Origin of the sequence: Caulobacter henricii, from assembly GCF_001414055.1 — a bacterium.
GTDB lineage: Bacteria > Pseudomonadota > Alphaproteobacteria > Caulobacterales > Caulobacteraceae > Caulobacter > Caulobacter henricii.
In genome coordinates this window covers 2878784-2897069 of record NZ_CP013002.1, presented here as the reverse complement: position 1 = coordinate 2897069, position 18286 = coordinate 2878784, and the positions used below count along the sequence as shown (strand labels likewise).

Here is an 18286-nt window from a genome sequence, read left to right as displayed (position 1 = left end):
GATGCGGGGCGCGGCCCCTCACGTCCTGCAGAACGACCTGGCCCGCGTTCGCCGCCGCCAGCAGGCCGCCGCGCGCGAGGCCTTCCTTTCCCGCCAACACCCTGCCCAGCGCGTGTTCGCCGGCCGCGATTTTGGAGACACTCAATGACTGGGATCGCCCTTGGGGTTCCGCCCGCGAAGACCAGGCAAGAGGTGGTCGAATTGATCGGCTTCCTCGGTGCCAGTACCCGGGAGCTGGAGAGCATCGAGACCCGCACAGAGCAGGCTATCGCCGAAGCCAAGGCCAAGGCCGAGGCGCTGGCCGGACCCATCCGTGCAGCTATCAACGAAGCCCAGGCACGGGTTCAGGCCTGGTTCCGCGTCCACCCCGAGCAGGCCCATGCTGTTCCTGGCAGCGACCAGTTCATCAGTCCCATGGACGCCCAATTGGCGGCCGTGGTGCTGACAAGCGCGCGTCCATTGACCCCGCGCCAGGTCGAGATCCTGGAGGGCCTGAAGCAAGGCATGGTCCTGCGCCGCCTGAACCGGAACAGGTCATACAGCCTGATCTGGCCCGATCGCCCGGCCGTAGGCCGCAAGGTCGTCAGCACCAACCATGTCTTCGACCTTCAGCATCGCTTCCTGGACGCTCATGACGTCAAAACTGGCGAGCGCGTTCTGGGTGGAACCGCGTACGACAAGCGGAACCTTGAGTTCCGCATCAAGCCCGATGTGGTGCTGCCTTGAGCGCCGCGCAGATCACCAACGATCAGGCCTTCCTGCTGATCAGCTCAGGGGTTCTGCTGGGCTGGTATGCCCATGTGCTCTCGGATTTCGAGGCCGAAACCATCGCCGACGTGGCAGGCCGCTGGCTCAAGCACCGTTCGCAAACGATCTTGACCGCAGCTGAATGGGCCGTCGTCGAAGCGGCAGTGGAAGCCATGCGAACGGCGGCAAACCGCCCCCTCGTCGCGGAGAGTGCGGCATGAGCGTCGGCGTTAATCCCTGCCTTGCGCGGACGCCCACCGGCACCAGAGCCTTGGTCATTCTCACCACATCGATGCCGGCCACGACTTTGACCCTGGAGGCTTCGCGCGATTTGCGCGCCCTCCTGGAACAGGCAGAGCGTGAAGTCGAAACGGCGTTGGCTTTGCCGCAAGCTCAGCAGGATCTGCTGGCTTCGTCGCCCAAGGGGTGTGCGTGATGCTGGTGCGCGACGTCATACGGGCGACAGCCGTTGTCGGCGATATGTCAGTTGAGGCTTTGACCTCGCAGGACAAGACCCGCGACGTAGCGCGCCTGCGCCAGCTAGGCATCCTTGTCTCCAGCCGGGTATCACCGGCCAGCTGGCCTGCCATTGGTCGCTATTGGGGCGGTCGCGACCACACAACCGTCCTGCACTCCGCCGGCCGCGCCTCGGAGTATCTGGAAGCCGGCGACCTGGACATCCTGCATCAGCTTGCTCGCATCCTTGACCAGCTGGGCCTCACTGAACTGCCGGCTGATCGCCCGGCGAGCGCTCTTCAGCCCAGAGCTTCGCTTGGCGTGATCCGCGCCCGTATCCGCGTCACTGAAGCGCGCCTGGCCGTGCTCAAGACCCAGGAACTGGCTCTTGAAGGAGCCGCCCGATGAACACCGTGATCGACTTTGATGGGGCCACGGTGAACGTCCGCAAGGTCCGCAAGCGCGCCCGCGTCACAGACCACGCGGTGCTGCGCTACTTGGAGCGGGTCATGGAAGTGCCCGTCGAGCAAATCCGCCGCCAGATCCTGACCGATGGCGTGGTCCTGGCGATGGCGCTTGGCGCTCAGTCGGCGCGCCTCAAGGACCACCACGTCGTCATCCAGGGGCAGGTCGTCGTCACCATCCTGGCGCCGACCATGATCGTTCGCCGCCGTCGCCGGAAGGCCAAGTGGCCCGTGGCCGGCCAGCAGAAGGACCAAGGTTGATGGTCGCCTACAGCTTCAAGCCCAGTTTCATCCCGGCGATCGACGCAGGGACAAAGCGCCAGACGATTCGCCTGCCGCGCAAACGGCATGCCCGTGCAGGTGAGGCGCTGCAGTTCTTCACCGGGCCGCGCATGAAGCCGGTTCGGATCGGCGCTGCCGTCTGTGTCGCCGCTCGGGAGGTCCGCCTGGATTTCCGGGCAGCTACCGTGACGATCGAAGACGCCATGATGATCGACGAACTGGAAGACTTGAACGCCTTCGCGATCCGCGACGGCTTCCTTCCGCCGGAACACCTGCGGGCCACGCTCTGGCCCTGGGAATACATGAGCCGGTGGTGGCTTCAGACCCATCCTGATCACCTGCTTTTCACGGGCGTCTTGATCGACTGGGAAGAGACCTTCGTCCCCGCTGCGCGCGAGATTGCAGCGTGACCGCCCGCCGCAAAAAGCCCGTATCGCGCCGGGTCACCACGATGAAGCCCTGGGACCCGATTTTTGCAAACGCGTTCGGGATGCTCGAAAGCTGGAGCGCGCCCGCCCAGATCAAGGTCTCTAGAGGCCTGCACAGCGGCACGATGACCGCTCAGTTTCTGGATGAGCGCGGGAACAAGATCGAGGGCTTCATTCGCTTCAAGGCAGCCGGCGGCGATTGGAAGATCGTCGACAGCGGGCTGCGTCTCGTCTTCAAATTTAGCCTCAAGGGCGCTTCGAAATGACCGCCGCCCGCGCCTTCAACAGCGACAACGGGCGACGTGCCCTTCTGGCCAAAGTGCATCTGGCCAAGAAGGATCTGCGACTGGACGACGACACCTATCGCGACATCCTGGAGCGCATCACCGGCCGTCGCAGCGCCGCCGAATGCAGCGTTCGCGAGCTGGAAGATTTGGTCGGACATTTCCGCGCCCAGGGCTTCAAGCCGAAGGTGGTGAGCGGCGGCAAGGTGGGTATGGCGCCCACTTTCAAGCGCAAGCCGGCGGACCATCCGGTGGCTCGCAAGGCCCGCGCGCTGTGGATCTCGCTGCACCAGCTGGGCGTCGTCGAGAACGGCTCTGAACAGGCCCTGGAAGCCTTTGCGAAACGCCAGCTGGGCGTGGATGCCCTTCAATGGGCCGACCAGTCGCACGCCGAGCCGCTGATCAAGGGGCTAAAGGCAATGGCCGAGCGAGCCGGCTGGAGTCAGAAGGGCTCACTGGACGAGATCAAGGACCGCCTGGCGCTTCTGCTCAAGGAGCGCGGCCGTGGCTGACGACCTGTTCACCCGCGCTGATGAAGCGGACGCTGCTCAAGCCCTGGCTGCGGCCAGGCTGGACCGCGACGCCGCCGCGCGTCGGGTGATCGGGGCACCGCGATGCAGGCTGGGCGAGTGCCGTAGCGATCTGGTCGCTGCCACCGCGAAGGTCATCGAGGCCGAACAGGCGCTGGCTCAGGTCCAGGCACATCGGAGGGTTTGGTATTGACCAGCCGCCTGCCGGGCATCCTGGGAGAGATCGAGGACGTCGCAGGCACCGAGGCGGCGCTTCAACTCGCCCGTGAGCGCGGTGGCACCGAGATGAAGTTCTCAGGCAGGCCAGGCGGCGCATTGGCCCGCATCGTCGGCGATACGGCAGCGGCCAAGATCACCGAGCTCTTGGGAACCGAAAAATACTGCATTCCCATGGCCACGGTTCGCGGCGAGCGTGCCCGCCGCGAGGCCGCCGCCCAGCTGGTGGCCAAGGGCTTCTCTACGGCCAAGGCGGCACTGACGGTTGGCGTCCACCAGCGCACAGTCGAGCGCCTGCGCAGTCCGTCTAAACCGATGTCGAAAGAGCCGAAACTGCCGGGCTTCGACGACTAGCCCCGACAATTGTCGGGGGCGAACGGCCCGGCTGATACAGCGACATTCACCCAGCAAAGCTCGCGGCGCAAGGCCGTGCTTACCAGGGTGTCTATTGAGCCATGAACGCGTCAGATCCAGCGACGGTTTCCCGACCGGAAGGGTGGACCGCTGACCACGACGCGCGTTGGGCGCAGCTGTTCGCCCGCTTGATCAGGATCGAGGGCGGCTATGTAAACGACAAGTTCGACCGGGGCGGCGCGACCAAGTACGGCATTTCGCTGCGCTTCATGGCCATCGAGGGGCTGCTGGATCTGGACAAGGACGGCTATGCCGACTTTGACATCAATCGCGACGGTCGCCTCGACGCCCTGGACATCGCGCTACTCAATCCCCGCAATGCCGAAGCGATCTATCTGCGCGTCTTCTTTATCGAGACCGGTTTCTGGAGTCTTCCAAGGCCGTTCGACGCGGCCCTGTTCGACTTCGGCGTCAATGCCGGCGCGGGCTCTGCCGTAAAGATCCTGCAGCGCGCCCTGAACTCGTTTGGCTCACCGGTCCTGAAGGTCGACGGTCAGCTTGGGCCACAGACCCGCCGCATGCTTGACCTGCGCCAGCAGGAAGGCGCGGTCCTGGCCAAGGTCCGGGCGGCGGCTGCCGGCCATTACCGCTCGATCATCGCCAATGATCCCAGCCAGAAGCGGTTTGAGAAGGGCTGGCTCAAGCGCGCCGAGGAGCTTGGCCGTGTCGCTTGAGCCCGTTGCCCTGCCGGAGGTGACCTGGACCTATCGACGGGTCTACGTCTATGGCCGCGCCATCATCTTCTCGGCCTTGCTGGCCTATCTGATCACCAAGATCGCCGACGAAGGGACGTTGCGGACCATCGCCCTGTGTCTTCTGGGGCTGAAGCTGGTCGATGCCTTGCTCTACATGTGCGGGGCCACGGCCACCGACATCACCCGCCTGGTCAAGGCCGTCAGCCCTGGTCGCCGAGCGGCATCGGAGGCCAAGCCATGAGTCTTCGCCTGAAGGTGCTGTTGCTGACGATCCTGGTCCAGGCGCTCCTTCTGGCCGTGACAGCTGACTTGCTGTTCCACCAGAGCGGCAAGGTCAAGCAGCACCGCGCCTGCCTGGCGGCGCTGCGTTCGCCCCAGACCGGTGTGGAGCCGGTCAAGGTCTGCGAGCCGATCATCGCAACCAGCCATCAGGTCGCGGCCCGGTCCAGCGCCTGCGAGGCGGCCCTGGCGGCACGCCCTGAGAACATCTTCGGCGTGCGGATGGCCTGCAGTGCGCCGATCAAGTCCCTGTTTGCGCAGCGCGATGTCGCCCAGGCCGAGGCTGGCCATTTGGCCAAGGCCCTTAACGACGAACGGCTAGGCCGGGGAGCGGCCATTGCGCGCGCCCAGCTGTCGGCCACCACACAAGCCGAAAGGAAAGCCCGTGCGGCCGCTGCTGTCCAAGCTGCGCCTCGCGATGGCGATGGTCTCATCCGCTGCGACGCTGAGTGCGTGCGCGAGCGGTGGGCCGGCGCCGACGCTGAGCGCCCCTGACCCCGAGATTGAGCGGGTCGAGACCACCCGCCTGGTCTGCCCCGATGACTTGAGCCGCTCACTGCCGCCACTGGTTTCGGCCAAGGGTGCGGTGATTACCCACAACACCCAGGGCGGTGCCTATCTGGATGCGCGGATCGCTCGCGGTCAGGCGGCCGAAGACATCGTTCTCGATGCCCGCGCGGCTTGCGCCAAGGCTGGTGCCCAGTGAGCGGCGGCAATGCGATCCTGATCGGCATGTTGTTCTTCCTCGGCCTGGTGCTGGGCGGTCTCTTGTCACAGGAGCGGGACCGGTGAGCGACATCGTCGATCGCGCCCAGGAGATCGAAGGCTTCGCGCGCGAGCGGGCCATAGAGCGTGTGCGCGGTCAGGCCCATGCGCGCGGGCCGGAGGACCTGGTCGCCTGCGTCGAGTGCGGCGATCCGATCGGGTTGGAACGCCGGGAGGTCCGGCCGGGCGCTCTGCGCTGTGTTGAATGCGAAGAAGCGCGGGAACGCGTCCAGCGTTTGTTTTCGAGGGGCTGATTGTGAACTTCAACTTGCTTCAGATCTTGCTGTCTGCCCTGGCCGGGGGGCTGGTGATGTTCATGTTCAACCGCATCGCCCGGTCACTGGATCTTGGCTTTGCGAAGGACGAGCGGACCGAGGGCAAAATCGAAAAGGTCGACAGCCTGGCTCGTGCCTCGATCGCCCGCCTGGAGGGCGAGCTGCGCCACACCGTCGATGACATCAAAAGCAGCCTGATCATGGATCTCAAGGAGCGTGTGACGCGGGTCGAAGAGACCATTCGCCATCTCCCGAGCGGCGAGCAGATCGACAAGCTGATCGACCGCCTTGGCCTGGTGGAGCGCGAGGTCGGAGTGGTCGCTGCCAAGACCGAAGGGATGTCGGACATGGTTCGAACCATCCGCGACCACATCCTGGAAGGCGAACGCCGATGAAAACGACCCTTGCTGAACGCATGCGCGAGAGCCTGCGTCTGACCATCCTGGAACACCTGGGCCGATTGGAATCGCGAACGATCAATGAGCGCGTCCTTCGTGTCGTCCTGCGTGACATGGGCCAGGAGACCGCCACGCCGGTTCTGCGCGGTGAGCTCGCGTGGCTGGAGCGACAGGGTCTGATCGTGCTGCGCGACACCGAAACCGGCTGCGCGATCGCGGTGCTGACCGAGCGCGGCGACCTCTGCCAGCGTGGCGTCACACAGGAGCCGGGCGTCGAACGCCCGGCGCTGGCCTAGCACCATGGCCAGATCCTCGATCAATCGCCTACCCGAAGGCGCTCGAAAGTCCCTGCACGAATGGCTGGGCGACTTCCAGAAGGGTGCCATGACTCTGGACGAGGTCATGGAGCGCCTGGGGGCCATGCTGGAGTTCAACGGCCTTACGGCCAAGGCTCCAAGCCGCTCCGCGGTGCATCGCTACGCCCAGAATTTCAGCGCGGTTTCCGAGCGCGTGAAGCGTTCCCAGCAGTTCGCCGAAATGCTGGCCTCGGAGATCGGGCCGCAGATAAGCGACGGTAAGGGCCTGCAGGTGCTGATCCAGGCCTTTCAGTCGCTGGCCTATGACATGGTCGGTCAGATGACCGAGGATCAGACCCTCGACCCTGAGAACCTGATGTTCTTCGCCCGGTCGATCCAGTCCGTCGCCAGTGCTCAAAAGACCGATGCTGACCGCGCCCTGAAGATCGAGGCCATGGCTCTGCAAAAGGCTGCAAGCCGGGTGGACAAGATCGCCCGCGCCGCCGGATGGTCTGCCGAGACCGCCGCGACCGTGCGGTCGGAAATCCTGGGCATCAAGCTTGAACCGTCCGCCGTCGCCCCGGCAAGCGAGGAGACGTGAGCCCCGTGACGCCCGGCGAGGGCGTTGACAAGGCCCAGCAGAAGGTCGCCGCGCAGGCGGCTGCTGCCGATCTGCGCCGCATTGCGTCCGAAGGCCGGGCGATCGCCATCGAGATCGACGGTGCCGGCTCAGTGCGCAACCGAGTGCTGGAAGCGGTCAATGTCCGCACGGCCAAGGGCGTCTTCCACCGCTATCAGAAGGAAGCGATCCGGCTCTCGCACATTCACGAGCTGCTGGTCATCGAGAAGGGCCGGCGCACTGGCCTGACCTGGGCTTTTGCCGGTGACGATGCGGTCACCGCCGCCACCAAGCGCGGTGAAGGCGGCAGCGATGTCTTCTATATAGGCCCGTCATTCGACATGGCCCGCGAGTACATCGACGCCTGCGCCGGCTTCGCGCGCGCCTTCATGGGTATCGACGCCCAGGTCGGCGAGTTCATGTTCTCTGACGAGGACCCGAACGAGCCGGGCCACAGCCGCCAGATCAAGGCCTACCGGATCGACTTTGCCTCCGGCTATTCGATCCAGGCTCTCACCAGCGCTCCGCGCTCGCTGCGCGGCCGCCAGGGCTTGGTGAGGATCGACGAAGGCGCGTTTGTCGACAACCTGGCCGAACTGCTCAAGGCCGCGCTGGCGCTGGTCATGCTGGGCGCTCGGGTCGTGGTCATCTCCACCCATAACGGCGTCGATAACGCCTTCAACAAGCTGATCCAGGAGATCCGGTCAGGCGAGCGCGACGGTCATGTGATGACCATCACTTTCGCCGACGCACTGGACGACGGCCTCTACGAGCGCATCGCCACCATCCGAGACCTGGAGCTGACGGAGGAGGCCAAGACCAAGTGGGTGGCCAAGATCCGCAAGCTCTATGGAGCGGCGGCCGCCGAAGAACTGGATGCGGTCCCGTCCCGTTCGACGGGTTCATGGCTATCCTACGACCTGGTCGAGCGGGCCGAGGATCCAGACGTCCCAGTCCTTCGCCTATCCTTCGACAACGCCTTTGCCTTCAAGCCCGATCACATTCGCCAGGCCGAGGTCGCAGACTGGTGTCGCGAGCACCTGGCACCACTGCTGGAAAAGCTCGACGGCTCGTCCGTTGGAGTCGGCGGCGACTTTGCTCGCTTCAGCGACCTGTCGGTGATCTGGGTCCTGCAGGAGCTGAAGGACCGCAGCTGGCGTACACCCTTCGTGGTCGAGATGCGCAACGTCCCCTACCGCGAGCAGGAATACGTCTGGATCTTCATCCTGCAGCGTATCCGCCGCTGGAAGGCCAAGGTCGATGCCCACGGCAATGGCAGCTACCTGGCCGAGCGCCTGATGCAGACCTTCGGCAAGGTGCGCGTCGAGGGCGTCAAGGCGCTGAAGGACTGGTGGCGCGACCAGGGCGCGCCGCTGCTCAGCCGGTTCCAGGACGAGCGGATTCGCATCGTTCGCGACCGCGACATCGCCACCGATCTGCGCATGGTCAAGGTGGTTGAGGGCGCGCCGGCCATTCCCGCCCAACGCACTACCGAGAAGGACGCCGACGGGGTCAAGGAAACCGGCAAGCGCCACGGCGACGCCGCTGTTGCTCTTTTCCACGCCTCGGCCGCTTTGCGCGAAGGCGCGGACGTCGAGGTCGGCGGCGAGACTGCCGAGAACACTGGCGCCCCCGTTGGCTACCTCGGCGAAGAAGCCGCTGCCCCTTATCAACCCCTCAATCTGACGGGCTTCTGACATGGACGTCGCCAACCAACCGCCCGCCGCGCAAGACGCCGCCGCGCAGCAGCCGACCTTTGACGAGGTCGCGATCAGCGTCGCCAGCCTCGACATCACCATCCCGTTCATGGGCGCGCTGCGCGATGTCCAGGACACCGTGCTGCGTCGTCTGGGCGCCAACTATGACGCCTATCGCGAGCTGCGGCGCGACGACCAGGTGCATGCGTGTTTCCAGCAACGTCGCCTCGCGCTTATGGGTCGCCCGCTGATCGTCAAGCCGGGCGCGGACGACCCTCAGTCGGTCGCCGCCGCCGATTGGCTGCGGCTGAACCTGTCGCAGATCCCGTTTGACCGGACGTGTGGCACCAAGATCTGGGGCGCGTTTTACGGCCATTCCGTCGCCGAGTGCATGTGGTCGCAGCGCGAGGCTAAGATTTGGCTCGACAAGCCCAAGGTGCGCACGCCGTGGCGGTTCCGGTTCACCCATGAAGGTGAGCTGCGTCTGCTGACCCGCTCCAACCAGGTCACCGGCGAGCCGCTGCCGCCGCGCAAGTTCTGGACCACTAGCTGGAACGCCGACAACGACGATGAGCCCTACGGCTTGGGCCTGGCCCACCAGCTCTACTGGCCGGTGTTCTTTAAGAAGCAGGGCCTGGGGTTCTGGCTGCGCGCCCTGGAGAAATACGGCGCGCCCAGCACAGTGGCAAAATACCCGGCCGGATCTGGCAAGGACGTCCGCGACCAGGCGCTGCAGGTGGCCCGCCAGCTGCGCCTGGACGGCGCGGCGGCCATTCCAGACACCATGGTCGTCGACCTGTTGGAGGCCACGCGCGGTACGGTCGACCAAGCCACCTTCCTGCGCCAGATGAATGCATCGATCGCCAAGATCATACTTGGCCAGACCATGACCACGGACGACGGCGCGAGCCTTTCGCAGAGCCAGGTCCACATGGGTGTGCGCGAGGAGCTGACCGACGCCGATGCCGAGCTGCAGTGCGAGAGCTTCCAGGCAGGCCCGGCCACCTGGCTGACCCAGTGGAACTTCCCCGGGGCGGCTGTGCCGCAGATCTCGCGTCCGTCACCTGAAGATGAGGCCGCAAGCGCCGAGCTGCTGGAGAAGAAGGCCAAGGCCGTCGCGGCCCTGCGCGACGCCGGCCTGGAACCTGAGAGCGACGAGGTCATCCAGGCCTTCGTCGGGCCGGGCTGGAAGCTGACCGCAAAGCCGGCCGCGAAGAGGCCGCTGACTGGCCCGGCTTTCGCCGAGAGCGCGAGCGCGGGCGACGCGATCGATGCCTTTGTCGATGACCTGGACTGGGAACCGATGATGACGCCGATCCGCGACCGCTTGGTCGCCTTCGTCGAGGCCCAGCCTGACCTGCAGACGGCGGCCGATCAGCTGGGCGTTCTGTTGGCCGATCCGGCCGGCGGCCAGCTGGTCGAGCAGATCGGCCGCTCGCTGTTTGAGGCACGCATGGCCGGCTTGGCCGGCGGTGCCCTGTCGGCAGAGATGGCAGCGGCCGACGACGCCAGCGCATGACCGCCATCGTCAGCTTCCAGGGAAGGCCGCCGGCCCAGGCTGTGGCCTATCTTGAAGACAAGGTCGTCGGCGGCCGGTTCTCGTTCGATTGGCGGGACGTCGATCGAGAAGAGCACCTGCGAGCCTTTGTGGTCGCCAAGGCCATGACGGCGGACATCCTGGCCGACCTGCATGGCGGCCTGCTGACAGCGATCAAGGAAGGCCAGGGCGGCGCCAAGTTCGCCCGCGAGATTACGCCGCTTCTGCAGGCCAAGGGCTGGTGGGGCAAGGCCCTGCAGGCCGATCCCGAGACCGGCGTCCAGCAGCTGGTTCAGCTAGGCTCGCCGGCTCGCCTTCGAACCATCTTCGACGTCAATATGCGCATGGCCCATGCGGCCGGCCGTTGGGAGCGCTTCACCCGGTCGGCTGCCACCCGGCCGTTCCTGACCTATCATCACACTCGCCAGGAGCGCCCGCGCCCCGAGCACGTGGTCTGGGACGGCATTACCCTGCCTATCGGCCATATCTTTTGGTCGACGCACTACTGCCCCAACGGCTGGGGCTGTAAGTGCTTTATCACCTCGGAGCGGTCCGGGGCAGCGGTGACCTCGCAGGCCGAGCTGGAGCGCCTCGGAGTGGGCGAAACCACGACCTATCGCAATAAGCGCACCGGCGAAGTCCGTCAGGTGCCGGTCGGTATCGACCCCGGTTTTGACTACAATGTCGGCCAGGCCCGCATGGCCAATTTCGTGCCGCCGCCCGTACCCGAGCGCCAACGCCCCGCCGTCCAGGGCGAGCGCCTTCCGCGTTCTCTGCCGGCCGCGCCCAGACCGCGCGCTCTGCCCAGTGGTGTTCGCCTGCGCGAAGACCTGGGCGGCGGGGACGCTCAAACCGTGTTCGAGGCCTTTTCGAAGGTGCTTGGAACGGGCGAAGGTGAAGTGTTCGTCGATCGCGCCCAGGTCCCGCTGGTGATCGGGCGACGCATATTTGAACGGCACACCGCTGACGGCATCAGCACCGGAGCCAAGGACCACCTAGTCGGCCGCGCGGCCTATGCCGAGATCCTGGCGCAGGCCATCAAGGATCCTGATGAGATCTGGCACTCGCTACAGTCACGCGGCGATAGCTCATCAATGCTGGTCAGGAACTATGTGGCCTGGATCAACGCCGGAGATCGCCGCGAGGCTTTCGTCGCTAGCTTCCACAGTCGGGAAGGGCTTTGGTGGGGCACAACGGCCTATCCGCCAGGAAAGCGAAAGAAACCGTCCGACCAGCGCAACCAGACCGATGGAGCATTCCGGGTGGGCGCTTTGGTATACCGGAGAAAAGAATGACCCCCGCGAGGGGCGCCTCCGGGGGTCGTGTCGATCTGTTTGTACTCCGCATCCGCCGGAATTGGACCGCGCGCTGAAAATAGGCGGCTAGGACGGGCCTGTCCAGCCCGCCGCGCCGGATGGTCGGACTTGGGGCCTTTGGGCCTTCCACGGCGTTCTGTGGCGTTCCAAGCGCCCGTCGCCCGGCTTGCCGAACTTCTGATCTGCAGGAAGGGAAGGGTCGGGCTTGGCCCCGACAACTGTCGGGGGCGAACGCCTCGGCGACTGACTCGATAGTGGGGGCTCAACGGACGACCTGTCCACCCCGTTCCTAGAGCCCGATCGAGATCATGGAAAACCGTATCGCCATCTTCCGGGCCGGCCGTCATCGCGCCCAAAATGGCAAGACCTACAGCTTCTCCGAGGCCGACGTTGCGGCCATCGCCGCCGGCTATGATCCGGCGCTGCACCAGGCGCCTTACGTCCTGGGCCACCCCAAGACCGACGCCGCCCCGGCCTGGGGTTGGGTGACCAAGCTGGCCGTCGAGAACGGCGTGCTGTTCGCCGAGCACAGCGATGTGCCCGCCGCCTTCGCCGAGGCCGTCACTGATGGCCGCTACCGCTTCCGCAGCGCCGACCTCTACGACATCAATGATCCGGCCAATCCGACGCCGGGCCAGTACCACCTGCGCAGCGTCGGCTGGCTTGGCGCTGAGCCGCCCTCGATCAAAGGGCTCGGCCCGGCCTTTGGGGAAAACGACACAGCTGAGCCGCTGTCGTTCGCCGAGACCGACCTGTCCCTGGCCTGGCTCGCGGGCAATGTGTCGGAGGGTTTCCGCAGCCTGCGCGAGTGGATCCTGGGCAAGTTTGGCAAGGAAGAAGCCGATCAGGCCCTTTCGGCCTGGCAGGACCGTGCGGCCGCCGCCATCGAGGCTGATGTCCGTGCCGAGATCCGCGCCGAGAATGGCGAGGGCATGTCGCCTGCCTTTGCGGAGCCGGATCCCGTCGCCGCCCGGATAGCTGAGCTGGATACCCGCGAGGCGGCGCTGACCGTTCGCGAGTTGGCACTCCGGGACACCGCAGCCGCAGGCGAACTTGCCTTCGCCGAGACAGCCCGCATTGCCGCCCGGGCCGATGACGGCGCGTTCGTCGACGGCCTGGTCAAGGCCGGCAAGCTGCCTCCGGCTCGCGCCGATCAGGTCAAGTCTATCCTGGGCGTCCTGGACGGCGATGCCACCATCTCGTTCGCCGAGGGCGAGGCCCCAGCCCGCGCCCAGCTGCGCGCGCTGCTTTCGGACCTTGGCGTGGCGATCTGCTTTGCCGAGGCCGCCCCTGCCGAGGGTGCCCGGTTCGCCGAGGGCCGCACCGCCAGCGAGATCGCCAACCGCACGCGGGAGCTCGTCGATGAGGCCAACTCGCGAGGCCAATCCCTTTCCTACGCAGACGCGGCCGCCCGCGCCCGCGCCTCCTGACCCCAACCCAAAAAGGCCACTTCCATGCAACCTGGTCTCACCAAGACCTTTATCGCCGCCGCCGCGATCACCAAGCGCCGCATCGTCAAGTTCGATGCGGTCGACGGTCAGGTTCTGACCGCTGCCGCTGCTAACGACAGCCTGTTGGGCGTGTCCGACATGTCCGCCGATGTCACATCAGGCTCACGGGTCGAGGTTCGCTTGAACGGGGTGGCCGAGGTCGAAGCTGGCGGCACGATCGCGCGCGGCGCGCCGGTCACTTCGGACGCTACGGGCCGCGCCGTCGCCGCCGCTCCGGCTGCAGGCGTCAACAACCGCATCATCGGTATTGCCATGGCGTCCTACGTCGTCGGCGACGTGGCCGATGTCTTCCTCTCGCAAGGTTCGCTCCAGGGCTAAGGCCCCGGATCGCCCCCCGCTCTCAGCCCACAAGGTCACGCCTCAATGCCCAATGCCGCCCCCTTTACCGTCGATCCTCAACTGACGGCGATCGCCATCGCTTACCGGAACCGAAAGCTGATCGCCGACGAGGTGCTGCCGCGCGTGGCGCCGGTCCGCACCAAGGAGTTCCGCTACACCCTGCTGCCGCAGGGCGAGATCCTGACCATCCCCGACACCAAGGTCGGCCGTCGGGGCGCGCCCAATGTGGTTGAGTTCTCCGGCACTACGACAACGTCCGAGGCCCTGGACTATGGCCTGGAAGACGAGATCCCCCAGGACGACATCGACCAGGCCGCTGCCGGAGACAACGCCGCCCTGGCTTCTCCCCAAGATCGGGCCACCGAGTACTTGACCGATCTGATCGCCCTGGATCGCGAAGTGCGCACCGCCAACCTGGTGTTCAATCCGGCCACCTATGCCGCCGCCAACAAGGTCCAGCTGGCCGGTGCGACCCAATGGTCGAATGCCGCCTCCGACCCGGTCAACGCCATCTCGACCAACATTGAAGGCGTGCTGATGCGCCCCAATGTGGCGGTTTTCGGCGCAATGGCCTGGGCTGCGACCCGCCGCAACCCGGCTCTGGTCAAGGCCATCAACAAGACCACCGGTGATGTTGGTCTGGTCAGCCGCCAGGAGTTCATGGAGCTGTTCGAGCTCGATGACCTGCTGATCGGCGGGGCCTTCGTCAACACAGCCAAGAAGGGTCAGGCCGCGACCTTGGCCCGCGCCTGGGGCAAACACGCAGCCTTCATCTATCGCGACAAGCTCGCTGACCGTGAGCGCGGCGTGACCTTCGGCATGACCGTGCCCTACGGCCAGATGATCGCTGGCCAGCGGCCAGACGCCAACATCGGCCTGCGCGGCGGCGTTCGCGTCCGGGTCGGTGAGACCGTCAAGGAGCTGATCACCGCGTCTGACGCGGCGTTCTTCTTCCAAGACGTGGCGCCCTAAACCGCCATGCGCATCCTGATCACTCAGATCGCCCTTTCGATGCCCGGCCGGATCATCCCGGAAGGTCAGGTCGTCGAGGGCGTGGAACTGGCCGAGGGCGAGGCCCTCGGCGAGAACCAGATCCCGCTGGACATCGCCACGGCGCGCCTGGTCGCCGGCACCGCCGAGCCGGTCATTGACGGGGTCACCTCGATCTCGCCCGCCGTCGTCGCCGCAACTGCTCAGATCGCGGCTGCAAACCAGGCTGTGGTCGCCGCCAGAGCGGCCTTCCTGGACGCGGCCGCAGCCGGCACCGACAGCGACAAGTTGGCGCTCGCCGAGGTCCTCAAGGGCTTTGTCTTCGGCCCCCAGGATCAAGCCGACCGCATCAGGGACTTCGAAGACGAGGTCGACGCCATCCGCGCAGGCCTCGCCAAGAAGACCAAGTCGTCCAAGGCCGATAAGGCCGCGTCCTGACCATGGCCGCCGCAGCCCACCACCGTGAACTGACGGCGGCCGAGGTCAATCAGATCGCCAGGGTCAAGCAGGCCGAGTCGCAGTTCCTCGGCTTGCTTGAAGACCTGGCGCTCCTTCACCAGGCCGCCGGCCCGCGCGAGCGAGCGCTGGCCAAGACCAACATCGAACAGGCCGCCTTCTGGGCCGTGAGGAGCATCACCCGCTAATGGCCTACGCCACCGTCATCCAGTTTGTTGCGCTCGTAGGGGAGGCCGAAGCGCGAGCGCTTGCCACTCCGGCGGCACCCGCAACCGGCTATGACGCGGCGAAGATCCAGGGCGCGCTCGACCGCCAGTCGGCCACCCTGGACAGCTATTTCGCAACGCGGTGGCCCACGCCACTGTCGCCCGTTCCCGACCTGGTCGTCGCCAACACGATGATCCTGGCCCGCGAGGATCTGGACCGGAACGGCCGCGACTTCGTGGTCAAGGCTGCCGACCGCGTGCGCGCCTGGGCCAGAGACGTCTCCAAGGGCTCGGCCACGCTCGGCGTCGATCCCGCCAGCCCGGCCGCGCCGACCGTCTCCAGTGACGGCGGCGGCGTGCTGATCGATGCGCCAGAGCGCGTGTTCGACGGCGACGGCCTGGCCGCCTTCCTGGGGGGCTGCTGATGAGCGTTGGCTTCACTCTCCATGTCGACGACGCCGACATCCTGGCCGGCCTGCGCGGCCTGCGCGCTGTGGCCTCGGATCTCCGGCCCGTTCTGGAAGACATCGGCTCCGAGCTGGAAAGTTCGACCGTGATGCGCTTCGTTACCAACGTCGCGCCGGATGGCATGCCGTGGGCACCCTCGGCGGCGGCGACCGCCCGTGGCTCGCAAACACTGGTTGATACCACTCGCCTGCGCGACTCGATCCACTACGTCCTGGACGGCGATGCGGTCGAGGTCGGCTCGGCCCTGGCCTATGCCGGCGTCCACCAGGGCGGCATCGACGAAGAGGTGGTTGTCTCCTCGCACGAGCGCCGCTTCACCATGGTGTTTGGTCGTCGGATCTCCGGCGTCACCAACGTCATGCCCCACAGCCGCCGCATGCGCCTTCCGGCCCGTCCGTTCCTGGGCGTGTCGGCCGGCGACGGTGCGGTCATCCTCGACATCATCGGCGACCACCTGGCCCGCGCGGCGGGAGGCCACTGATGATCGGTCTCTATGACGCCGCCGCCGCGCGCCTGGCCGATCCGGCTCGCTGCCCCGCCATCCTGCAGGCCCTGACCGGGATCGATCCTGACCAGGCCATCGAGATGCTGGCGCTGAGCGCCGACGTCACGGCCCTGGTCTCGCCGATGTCGGACGAAGCCGTGCCCGTGCGCGAAGCGGCCTTCAAGGTCAGCCAGATGGAGGTGTGGACCTTTGGCGTGACCATGGCCCTGGTCTTCCCCGGCGGCTTTGCCCAGTTCGAACCCGCCCGCGACCAGATCAAGGCCGCCTTGCGCGGCTGGGTCCCGGCCGGAGCGGCCAGCCCCGTCGAATATGCGGGCGGCCGCACCGTTGAATACCGGATCGACAAGGACGGCGGCCGCTGGCTGCACCTCCTGCGCTTCCGGGTCGCAGTTCAAGAAACCTACGAGGCGCAATCGTGACCGATGTCGATAACCGGGCCGTACCCGGCACCTATGAGAAAACTGAGACCGGCTATGTCCGTCTGGACGAGCCGACCCTGCCGGCCCCCGCCGCTGTTGCGGACATGGCCGTCGAAGACGCACAGGCCATCATCGACGCCAGTGAGGCCTCCGGCTTCCCGCCGCCGCCCCAAGCCGTGGCCGTCATCGAGGCCGCCGCCGCTGCCCAGGCTGCCACTGCCAGGGCGGCCGCCGAGGCTGAGGCCGAAGCCCGCCGCCTGGCCCGTCAATCCTCCAAGCCGACGCCCTCGGCTGGCGAAACCAAGGAATAGCCCGACATGTCCAGCGCGCAGCTGCTGCTGATCAAGAAAGAAGTCACTTACGGCGTCGATTCTACGGCCGCCGCCGTCGACACCGTCTGGGGCGAAAGCGTCACCTTCACGCCCCAGGGCTCGCGAGCGGCCGCCGTCGTCGAGCGCCCGGGCGTGGGTCCCGTCCCGGGCTTCATGACCGGGGTCTATGGCGAGTTGTCGGTGCAGATTCCGCTAGCCGCTTCAGGCACCAGGGGCACTGCCCCCAAGTGGGGCTTCCTGATGAAGGCCTGCGGCTGGACCGAAACCCTCGTGGCCACCACCTCGGTGACCTATGCCCTGGCCGCCGACCCGGCAGCGTCGGATTCGCTTACCGTCTACTGGCGCGAGGATCGCCGGCTGCACAAGCTTCTGGGCGCTCGCGGCATGGTGAGCTTCAAGTTCGACGAGAACCAACGTCCCGTCGCGATCGTCAAGCTCAAGGGCCTCAAGACCGCCGTAGCCGACGGTGCCAGACCTGCGCATGCCGACGCGACCTGGACCGGCTGGAATGACATCCGGCCCATAACCCAGGCGAACACGACCTTCACCTTCGCCGGTGCCAGCGCACCTTTCCGAAGCCTATCAATCGACCACTCCGACAATGTCGTGTTCAGCGACCGGCCCAACCAGCGCACTATTGACCTGGTCGGCCCGCGCACCCTGACCGGCAAGACCAAGATGGGGGTGCTTCTACCCAGCGTCCTGAACCTCGAAACCCTGGCCGAGAACAACACTGTCTCGACCCTGGCGCTGGTTCACGGAGCCACGGCCGGCCTGATCCTGACGGTCAATGCCCGGTTCCAGAACGGCCAGCCGACCTACAGCGACGACAAGGGCCTGGATGTCCAGGAAGCCGATCTGACGTTCAACGCCTCGGCGCTGAACGTCGACGACGACGTGTCGATCGTCCTGACCTAACCGGCCTTCGCGCCCACCGATCAAGCCGGGCGCGGAGACCTCTCCGCGCCCGATTTTTGAGCCCCGTTCAAGCCCCATAGGGATCATGAAAAATGAGCGTCAAATTCGATTTCAAGAGCCTGGAAACGGGCTTCAAAGCCGTGTGGCCGGTGAACGTCAACGTGCCGCAGGACGGCGGCGGCATCGAGGTGCAGACCTTCGATGCAGTCTTCCTGGCCTTGACGCCGGAAGAGACCGAAGAGGCCCAGAAAGCCAACGACCCGAATGCCTGGCCGGGCAAGTTCTGGATCGGCCTGTCCGATGTGGAGCCTGCCGAGTTCACCGAGGCTCTGCGCAAGAAGTTTCTCGATCGAGCCTATGTGCGCCAGGCGCTGATCACGGCTTACATCCAGTTCATGCAGGGCATCCCGGCAAAAAACTGATCGAGGCGGCGCGCCTGATCGC

At 66.1% G+C, this 18286-nt stretch carries 32 protein-coding genes; all 32 read left to right on the top strand.

What is annotated here, in order from left to right:
* Positions 1–144: 144 nt before the first annotated feature.
* Complete coding sequence (locus AQ619_RS13565; RefSeq protein ID WP_062148623.1) at positions 145–726, top strand: hypothetical protein; 582 nt, start codon at positions 145–147, stop codon at positions 724–726.
* The gene (locus AQ619_RS13560; RefSeq protein WP_062148620.1) at positions 723–968 is read left to right on the top strand and encodes a hypothetical protein; all 246 of its coding nucleotides are present in this window, start codon (positions 723–725) and stop codon (positions 966–968) included. Before AQ619_RS13565 ends, AQ619_RS13560 begins: the two co-directional genes overlap by 4 nt.
* Positions 965–1183, top strand: a complete 219-nt coding sequence (locus tag AQ619_RS13555) for a hypothetical protein (RefSeq protein WP_062148617.1) — start codon at positions 965–967, stop codon at positions 1181–1183. Before AQ619_RS13560 ends, AQ619_RS13555 begins: the two co-directional genes overlap by 4 nt.
* Positions 1183–1611, top strand: a complete 429-nt coding sequence (locus tag AQ619_RS13550; protein ID WP_062148614.1) for a helix-turn-helix domain-containing protein — start codon at positions 1183–1185, stop codon at positions 1609–1611. Before AQ619_RS13555 ends, AQ619_RS13550 begins: the two co-directional genes overlap by 1 nt.
* Positions 1608–1928 (top strand): hypothetical protein, encoded by a 321-nt coding sequence (locus tag AQ619_RS13545; protein ID WP_062148611.1) that lies wholly within the window; start codon positions 1608–1610, stop codon positions 1926–1928. The genes AQ619_RS13550 and AQ619_RS13545 overlap by 4 nt, the downstream gene beginning before the upstream one ends.
* A complete protein-coding gene (locus tag AQ619_RS13540) occupies positions 1928–2359 on the top strand; it encodes an ASCH domain-containing protein (RefSeq protein WP_062148608.1) in 432 nt (143 codons plus the stop codon). Before AQ619_RS13545 ends, AQ619_RS13540 begins: the two co-directional genes overlap by 1 nt.
* Positions 2356–2643, top strand: a complete 288-nt coding sequence (locus AQ619_RS13535) for a hypothetical protein (RefSeq protein ID WP_062148605.1) — start codon at positions 2356–2358, stop codon at positions 2641–2643. Before AQ619_RS13540 ends, AQ619_RS13535 begins: the two co-directional genes overlap by 4 nt.
* Positions 2640–3173: a gp16 family protein gene (locus AQ619_RS13530; RefSeq protein ID WP_062148602.1), complete on the top strand. Its 534-nt coding sequence runs from the start codon at positions 2640–2642 to the stop codon at positions 3171–3173. The genes AQ619_RS13535 and AQ619_RS13530 overlap by 4 nt, the downstream gene beginning before the upstream one ends.
* Positions 3166–3384, top strand: coding sequence for a hypothetical protein (locus AQ619_RS13525; RefSeq protein WP_062148599.1), 219 nt, complete (start codon positions 3166–3168; stop codon positions 3382–3384). The genes AQ619_RS13530 and AQ619_RS13525 overlap by 8 nt, the downstream gene beginning before the upstream one ends.
* Positions 3381–3761: a helix-turn-helix domain-containing protein gene (locus tag AQ619_RS13520; RefSeq protein WP_062148596.1), complete on the top strand. Its 381-nt coding sequence runs from the start codon at positions 3381–3383 to the stop codon at positions 3759–3761. Before AQ619_RS13525 ends, AQ619_RS13520 begins: the two co-directional genes overlap by 4 nt.
* 188 nt (positions 3762–3949) lie before the next feature.
* The gene (locus tag AQ619_RS13515; protein ID WP_062148593.1) at positions 3950–4495 is read left to right on the top strand and encodes a glycoside hydrolase family 108 protein; all 546 of its coding nucleotides are present in this window, start codon (positions 3950–3952) and stop codon (positions 4493–4495) included.
* The gene (locus tag AQ619_RS13510; RefSeq protein ID WP_062148590.1) at positions 4485–4757 is read left to right on the top strand and encodes a hypothetical protein; all 273 of its coding nucleotides are present in this window, start codon (positions 4485–4487) and stop codon (positions 4755–4757) included. Before AQ619_RS13515 ends, AQ619_RS13510 begins: the two co-directional genes overlap by 11 nt.
* A complete protein-coding gene (locus AQ619_RS13505; protein WP_062148587.1) occupies positions 4754–5290 on the top strand; it encodes a hypothetical protein in 537 nt (178 codons plus the stop codon). The genes AQ619_RS13510 and AQ619_RS13505 overlap by 4 nt, the downstream gene beginning before the upstream one ends.
* A gap of 49 nt (positions 5291–5339) precedes the next feature.
* Positions 5340–5501 (top strand): hypothetical protein, encoded by a 162-nt coding sequence (locus AQ619_RS19160; RefSeq protein ID WP_166504250.1) that lies wholly within the window; start codon positions 5340–5342, stop codon positions 5499–5501.
* 82 nt (positions 5502–5583) lie between these two features.
* Complete coding sequence (locus tag AQ619_RS18850) at positions 5584–5814, top strand: TraR/DksA C4-type zinc finger protein (protein WP_062148584.1); 231 nt, start codon at positions 5584–5586, stop codon at positions 5812–5814.
* A 14-nt stretch (positions 5815–5828) separates the two neighbouring features.
* Positions 5829–6230: a hypothetical protein gene (locus tag AQ619_RS13495; protein WP_166504248.1), complete on the top strand. Its 402-nt coding sequence runs from the start codon at positions 5829–5831 to the stop codon at positions 6228–6230.
* Complete coding sequence (locus tag AQ619_RS13490; protein ID WP_062148577.1) at positions 6227–6529, top strand: VpaChn25_0724 family phage protein; 303 nt, start codon at positions 6227–6229, stop codon at positions 6527–6529. The genes AQ619_RS13495 and AQ619_RS13490 overlap by 4 nt, the downstream gene beginning before the upstream one ends.
* A 4-nt stretch (positions 6530–6533) precedes the next feature.
* Complete coding sequence (locus tag AQ619_RS13485) at positions 6534–7130, top strand: phage protein Gp27 family protein (protein WP_062148574.1); 597 nt, start codon at positions 6534–6536, stop codon at positions 7128–7130.
* The gene (locus AQ619_RS13480) at positions 7127–8845 is read left to right on the top strand and encodes a hypothetical protein (protein ID WP_166504247.1); all 1719 of its coding nucleotides are present in this window, start codon (positions 7127–7129) and stop codon (positions 8843–8845) included. The genes AQ619_RS13485 and AQ619_RS13480 overlap by 4 nt, the downstream gene beginning before the upstream one ends.
* Before the next feature lies 1 nt (position 8846).
* Entirely contained in the window at positions 8847–10364 is a 1518-nt protein-coding gene (locus AQ619_RS13475) for a phage portal protein family protein (protein WP_062148569.1), read from the top strand.
* Entirely contained in the window at positions 10361–11677 is a 1317-nt protein-coding gene (locus AQ619_RS13470) for a PBECR2 nuclease fold domain-containing protein (protein ID WP_062148565.1), read from the top strand. Before AQ619_RS13475 ends, AQ619_RS13470 begins: the two co-directional genes overlap by 4 nt.
* A gap of 329 nt (positions 11678–12006) precedes the next feature.
* Positions 12007–13128: a hypothetical protein gene (locus tag AQ619_RS13465; protein WP_062148563.1), complete on the top strand. Its 1122-nt coding sequence runs from the start codon at positions 12007–12009 to the stop codon at positions 13126–13128.
* Between the two features lie 24 nt (positions 13129–13152).
* On the top strand, positions 13153–13527 hold the full coding sequence (locus AQ619_RS13460; protein ID WP_062148560.1) for a capsid cement protein: 375 nt from the start codon (positions 13153–13155) through the stop codon (positions 13525–13527).
* Between the two features lie 45 nt (positions 13528–13572).
* On the top strand, positions 13573–14520 hold the full coding sequence (locus AQ619_RS13455; RefSeq protein ID WP_062148557.1) for a hypothetical protein: 948 nt from the start codon (positions 13573–13575) through the stop codon (positions 14518–14520).
* Between the two features lie 6 nt (positions 14521–14526).
* Positions 14527–14976: a hypothetical protein gene (locus AQ619_RS13450; RefSeq protein ID WP_062148554.1), complete on the top strand. Its 450-nt coding sequence runs from the start codon at positions 14527–14529 to the stop codon at positions 14974–14976.
* A gap of 2 nt (positions 14977–14978) precedes the next feature.
* The gene (locus AQ619_RS13445) at positions 14979–15182 is read left to right on the top strand and encodes an Acb2/Tad1 domain-containing protein (protein WP_062148551.1); all 204 of its coding nucleotides are present in this window, start codon (positions 14979–14981) and stop codon (positions 15180–15182) included.
* Positions 15182–15625: a phage protein Gp36 family protein gene (locus tag AQ619_RS13440; RefSeq protein ID WP_062148548.1), complete on the top strand. Its 444-nt coding sequence runs from the start codon at positions 15182–15184 to the stop codon at positions 15623–15625. Before AQ619_RS13445 ends, AQ619_RS13440 begins: the two co-directional genes overlap by 1 nt.
* Positions 15625–16149, top strand: a complete 525-nt coding sequence (locus AQ619_RS13435; protein WP_062148544.1) for a phage virion morphogenesis protein — start codon at positions 15625–15627, stop codon at positions 16147–16149. Before AQ619_RS13440 ends, AQ619_RS13435 begins: the two co-directional genes overlap by 1 nt.
* Positions 16149–16592 carry a hypothetical protein gene (locus tag AQ619_RS13430; RefSeq protein WP_062148541.1) on the top strand — a complete coding sequence of 148 codons (444 nt, stop codon included), beginning with the start codon at positions 16149–16151 and terminating at the stop codon, positions 16590–16592. The genes AQ619_RS13435 and AQ619_RS13430 overlap by 1 nt, the downstream gene beginning before the upstream one ends.
* Positions 16589–16903 carry a hypothetical protein gene (locus AQ619_RS13425; protein WP_062148539.1) on the top strand — a complete coding sequence of 105 codons (315 nt, stop codon included), beginning with the start codon at positions 16589–16591 and terminating at the stop codon, positions 16901–16903. The genes AQ619_RS13430 and AQ619_RS13425 overlap by 4 nt, the downstream gene beginning before the upstream one ends.
* Positions 16904–16909: 6 nt before the next feature.
* The gene (locus AQ619_RS13420; RefSeq protein WP_062148536.1) at positions 16910–17842 is read left to right on the top strand and encodes a phage tail tube protein; all 933 of its coding nucleotides are present in this window, start codon (positions 16910–16912) and stop codon (positions 17840–17842) included.
* 92 nt (positions 17843–17934) lie between these two features.
* On the top strand, positions 17935–18264 hold the full coding sequence (locus AQ619_RS19155) for a hypothetical protein (protein ID WP_062148533.1): 330 nt from the start codon (positions 17935–17937) through the stop codon (positions 18262–18264).
* Positions 18265–18286: the final 22 nt, after the last annotated feature.

Excerpts from the sequence above, each read along its gene's own strand:
- AQ619_RS13455 (WP_062148557.1), top strand. The coding sequence starts at position 13,573 with ATGCCCAATGCCGCCCCCTTTACCGTCGATCCTCAACTGACGGCGATC.
- AQ619_RS13530 (WP_062148602.1), top strand. The coding sequence starts at position 2,640 with ATGACCGCCGCCCGCGCCTTCAACAGCGACAACGGGCGACGTGCCCTT.
- AQ619_RS13485 (WP_062148574.1), top strand. The coding sequence starts at position 6,534 with ATGGCCAGATCCTCGATCAATCGCCTACCCGAAGGCGCTCGAAAGTCC.
- AQ619_RS13420 (WP_062148536.1), top strand. The coding sequence starts at position 16,910 with ATGTCCAGCGCGCAGCTGCTGCTGATCAAGAAAGAAGTCACTTACGGC.
- AQ619_RS13450 (WP_062148554.1), top strand. The coding sequence starts at position 14,527 with ATGCGCATCCTGATCACTCAGATCGCCCTTTCGATGCCCGGCCGGATC.
- AQ619_RS13430 (WP_062148541.1), top strand. The coding sequence starts at position 16,149 with ATGATCGGTCTCTATGACGCCGCCGCCGCGCGCCTGGCCGATCCGGCT.
- AQ619_RS13555 (WP_062148617.1), top strand. The coding sequence starts at position 965 with ATGAGCGTCGGCGTTAATCCCTGCCTTGCGCGGACGCCCACCGGCACC.
- AQ619_RS13465 (WP_062148563.1), top strand. The coding sequence starts at position 12,007 with ATGGAAAACCGTATCGCCATCTTCCGGGCCGGCCGTCATCGCGCCCAA.
- AQ619_RS19155 (WP_062148533.1), top strand. The coding sequence starts at position 17,935 with ATGAGCGTCAAATTCGATTTCAAGAGCCTGGAAACGGGCTTCAAAGCC.
- AQ619_RS13545 (WP_062148611.1), top strand. The coding sequence starts at position 1,608 with ATGAACACCGTGATCGACTTTGATGGGGCCACGGTGAACGTCCGCAAG.
- AQ619_RS13460 (WP_062148560.1), top strand. The coding sequence starts at position 13,153 with ATGCAACCTGGTCTCACCAAGACCTTTATCGCCGCCGCCGCGATCACC.
- AQ619_RS13550 (WP_062148614.1), top strand. The coding sequence starts at position 1,183 with ATGCTGGTGCGCGACGTCATACGGGCGACAGCCGTTGTCGGCGATATG.
- AQ619_RS13470 (WP_062148565.1), top strand. The coding sequence starts at position 10,361 with ATGACCGCCATCGTCAGCTTCCAGGGAAGGCCGCCGGCCCAGGCTGTG.
- AQ619_RS13445 (WP_062148551.1), top strand. The coding sequence starts at position 14,979 with ATGGCCGCCGCAGCCCACCACCGTGAACTGACGGCGGCCGAGGTCAAT.
- AQ619_RS13435 (WP_062148544.1), top strand. The coding sequence starts at position 15,625 with ATGAGCGTTGGCTTCACTCTCCATGTCGACGACGCCGACATCCTGGCC.
- AQ619_RS13565 (WP_062148623.1), top strand. The coding sequence starts at position 145 with ATGACTGGGATCGCCCTTGGGGTTCCGCCCGCGAAGACCAGGCAAGAG.
- AQ619_RS13540 (WP_062148608.1), top strand. The coding sequence starts at position 1,928 with ATGGTCGCCTACAGCTTCAAGCCCAGTTTCATCCCGGCGATCGACGCA.
- AQ619_RS13490 (WP_062148577.1), top strand. The coding sequence starts at position 6,227 with ATGAAAACGACCCTTGCTGAACGCATGCGCGAGAGCCTGCGTCTGACC.
- AQ619_RS13505 (WP_062148587.1), top strand. The coding sequence starts at position 4,754 with ATGAGTCTTCGCCTGAAGGTGCTGTTGCTGACGATCCTGGTCCAGGCG.
- AQ619_RS13475 (WP_062148569.1), top strand. The coding sequence starts at position 8,847 with ATGGACGTCGCCAACCAACCGCCCGCCGCGCAAGACGCCGCCGCGCAG.
- AQ619_RS13440 (WP_062148548.1), top strand. The coding sequence starts at position 15,182 with ATGGCCTACGCCACCGTCATCCAGTTTGTTGCGCTCGTAGGGGAGGCC.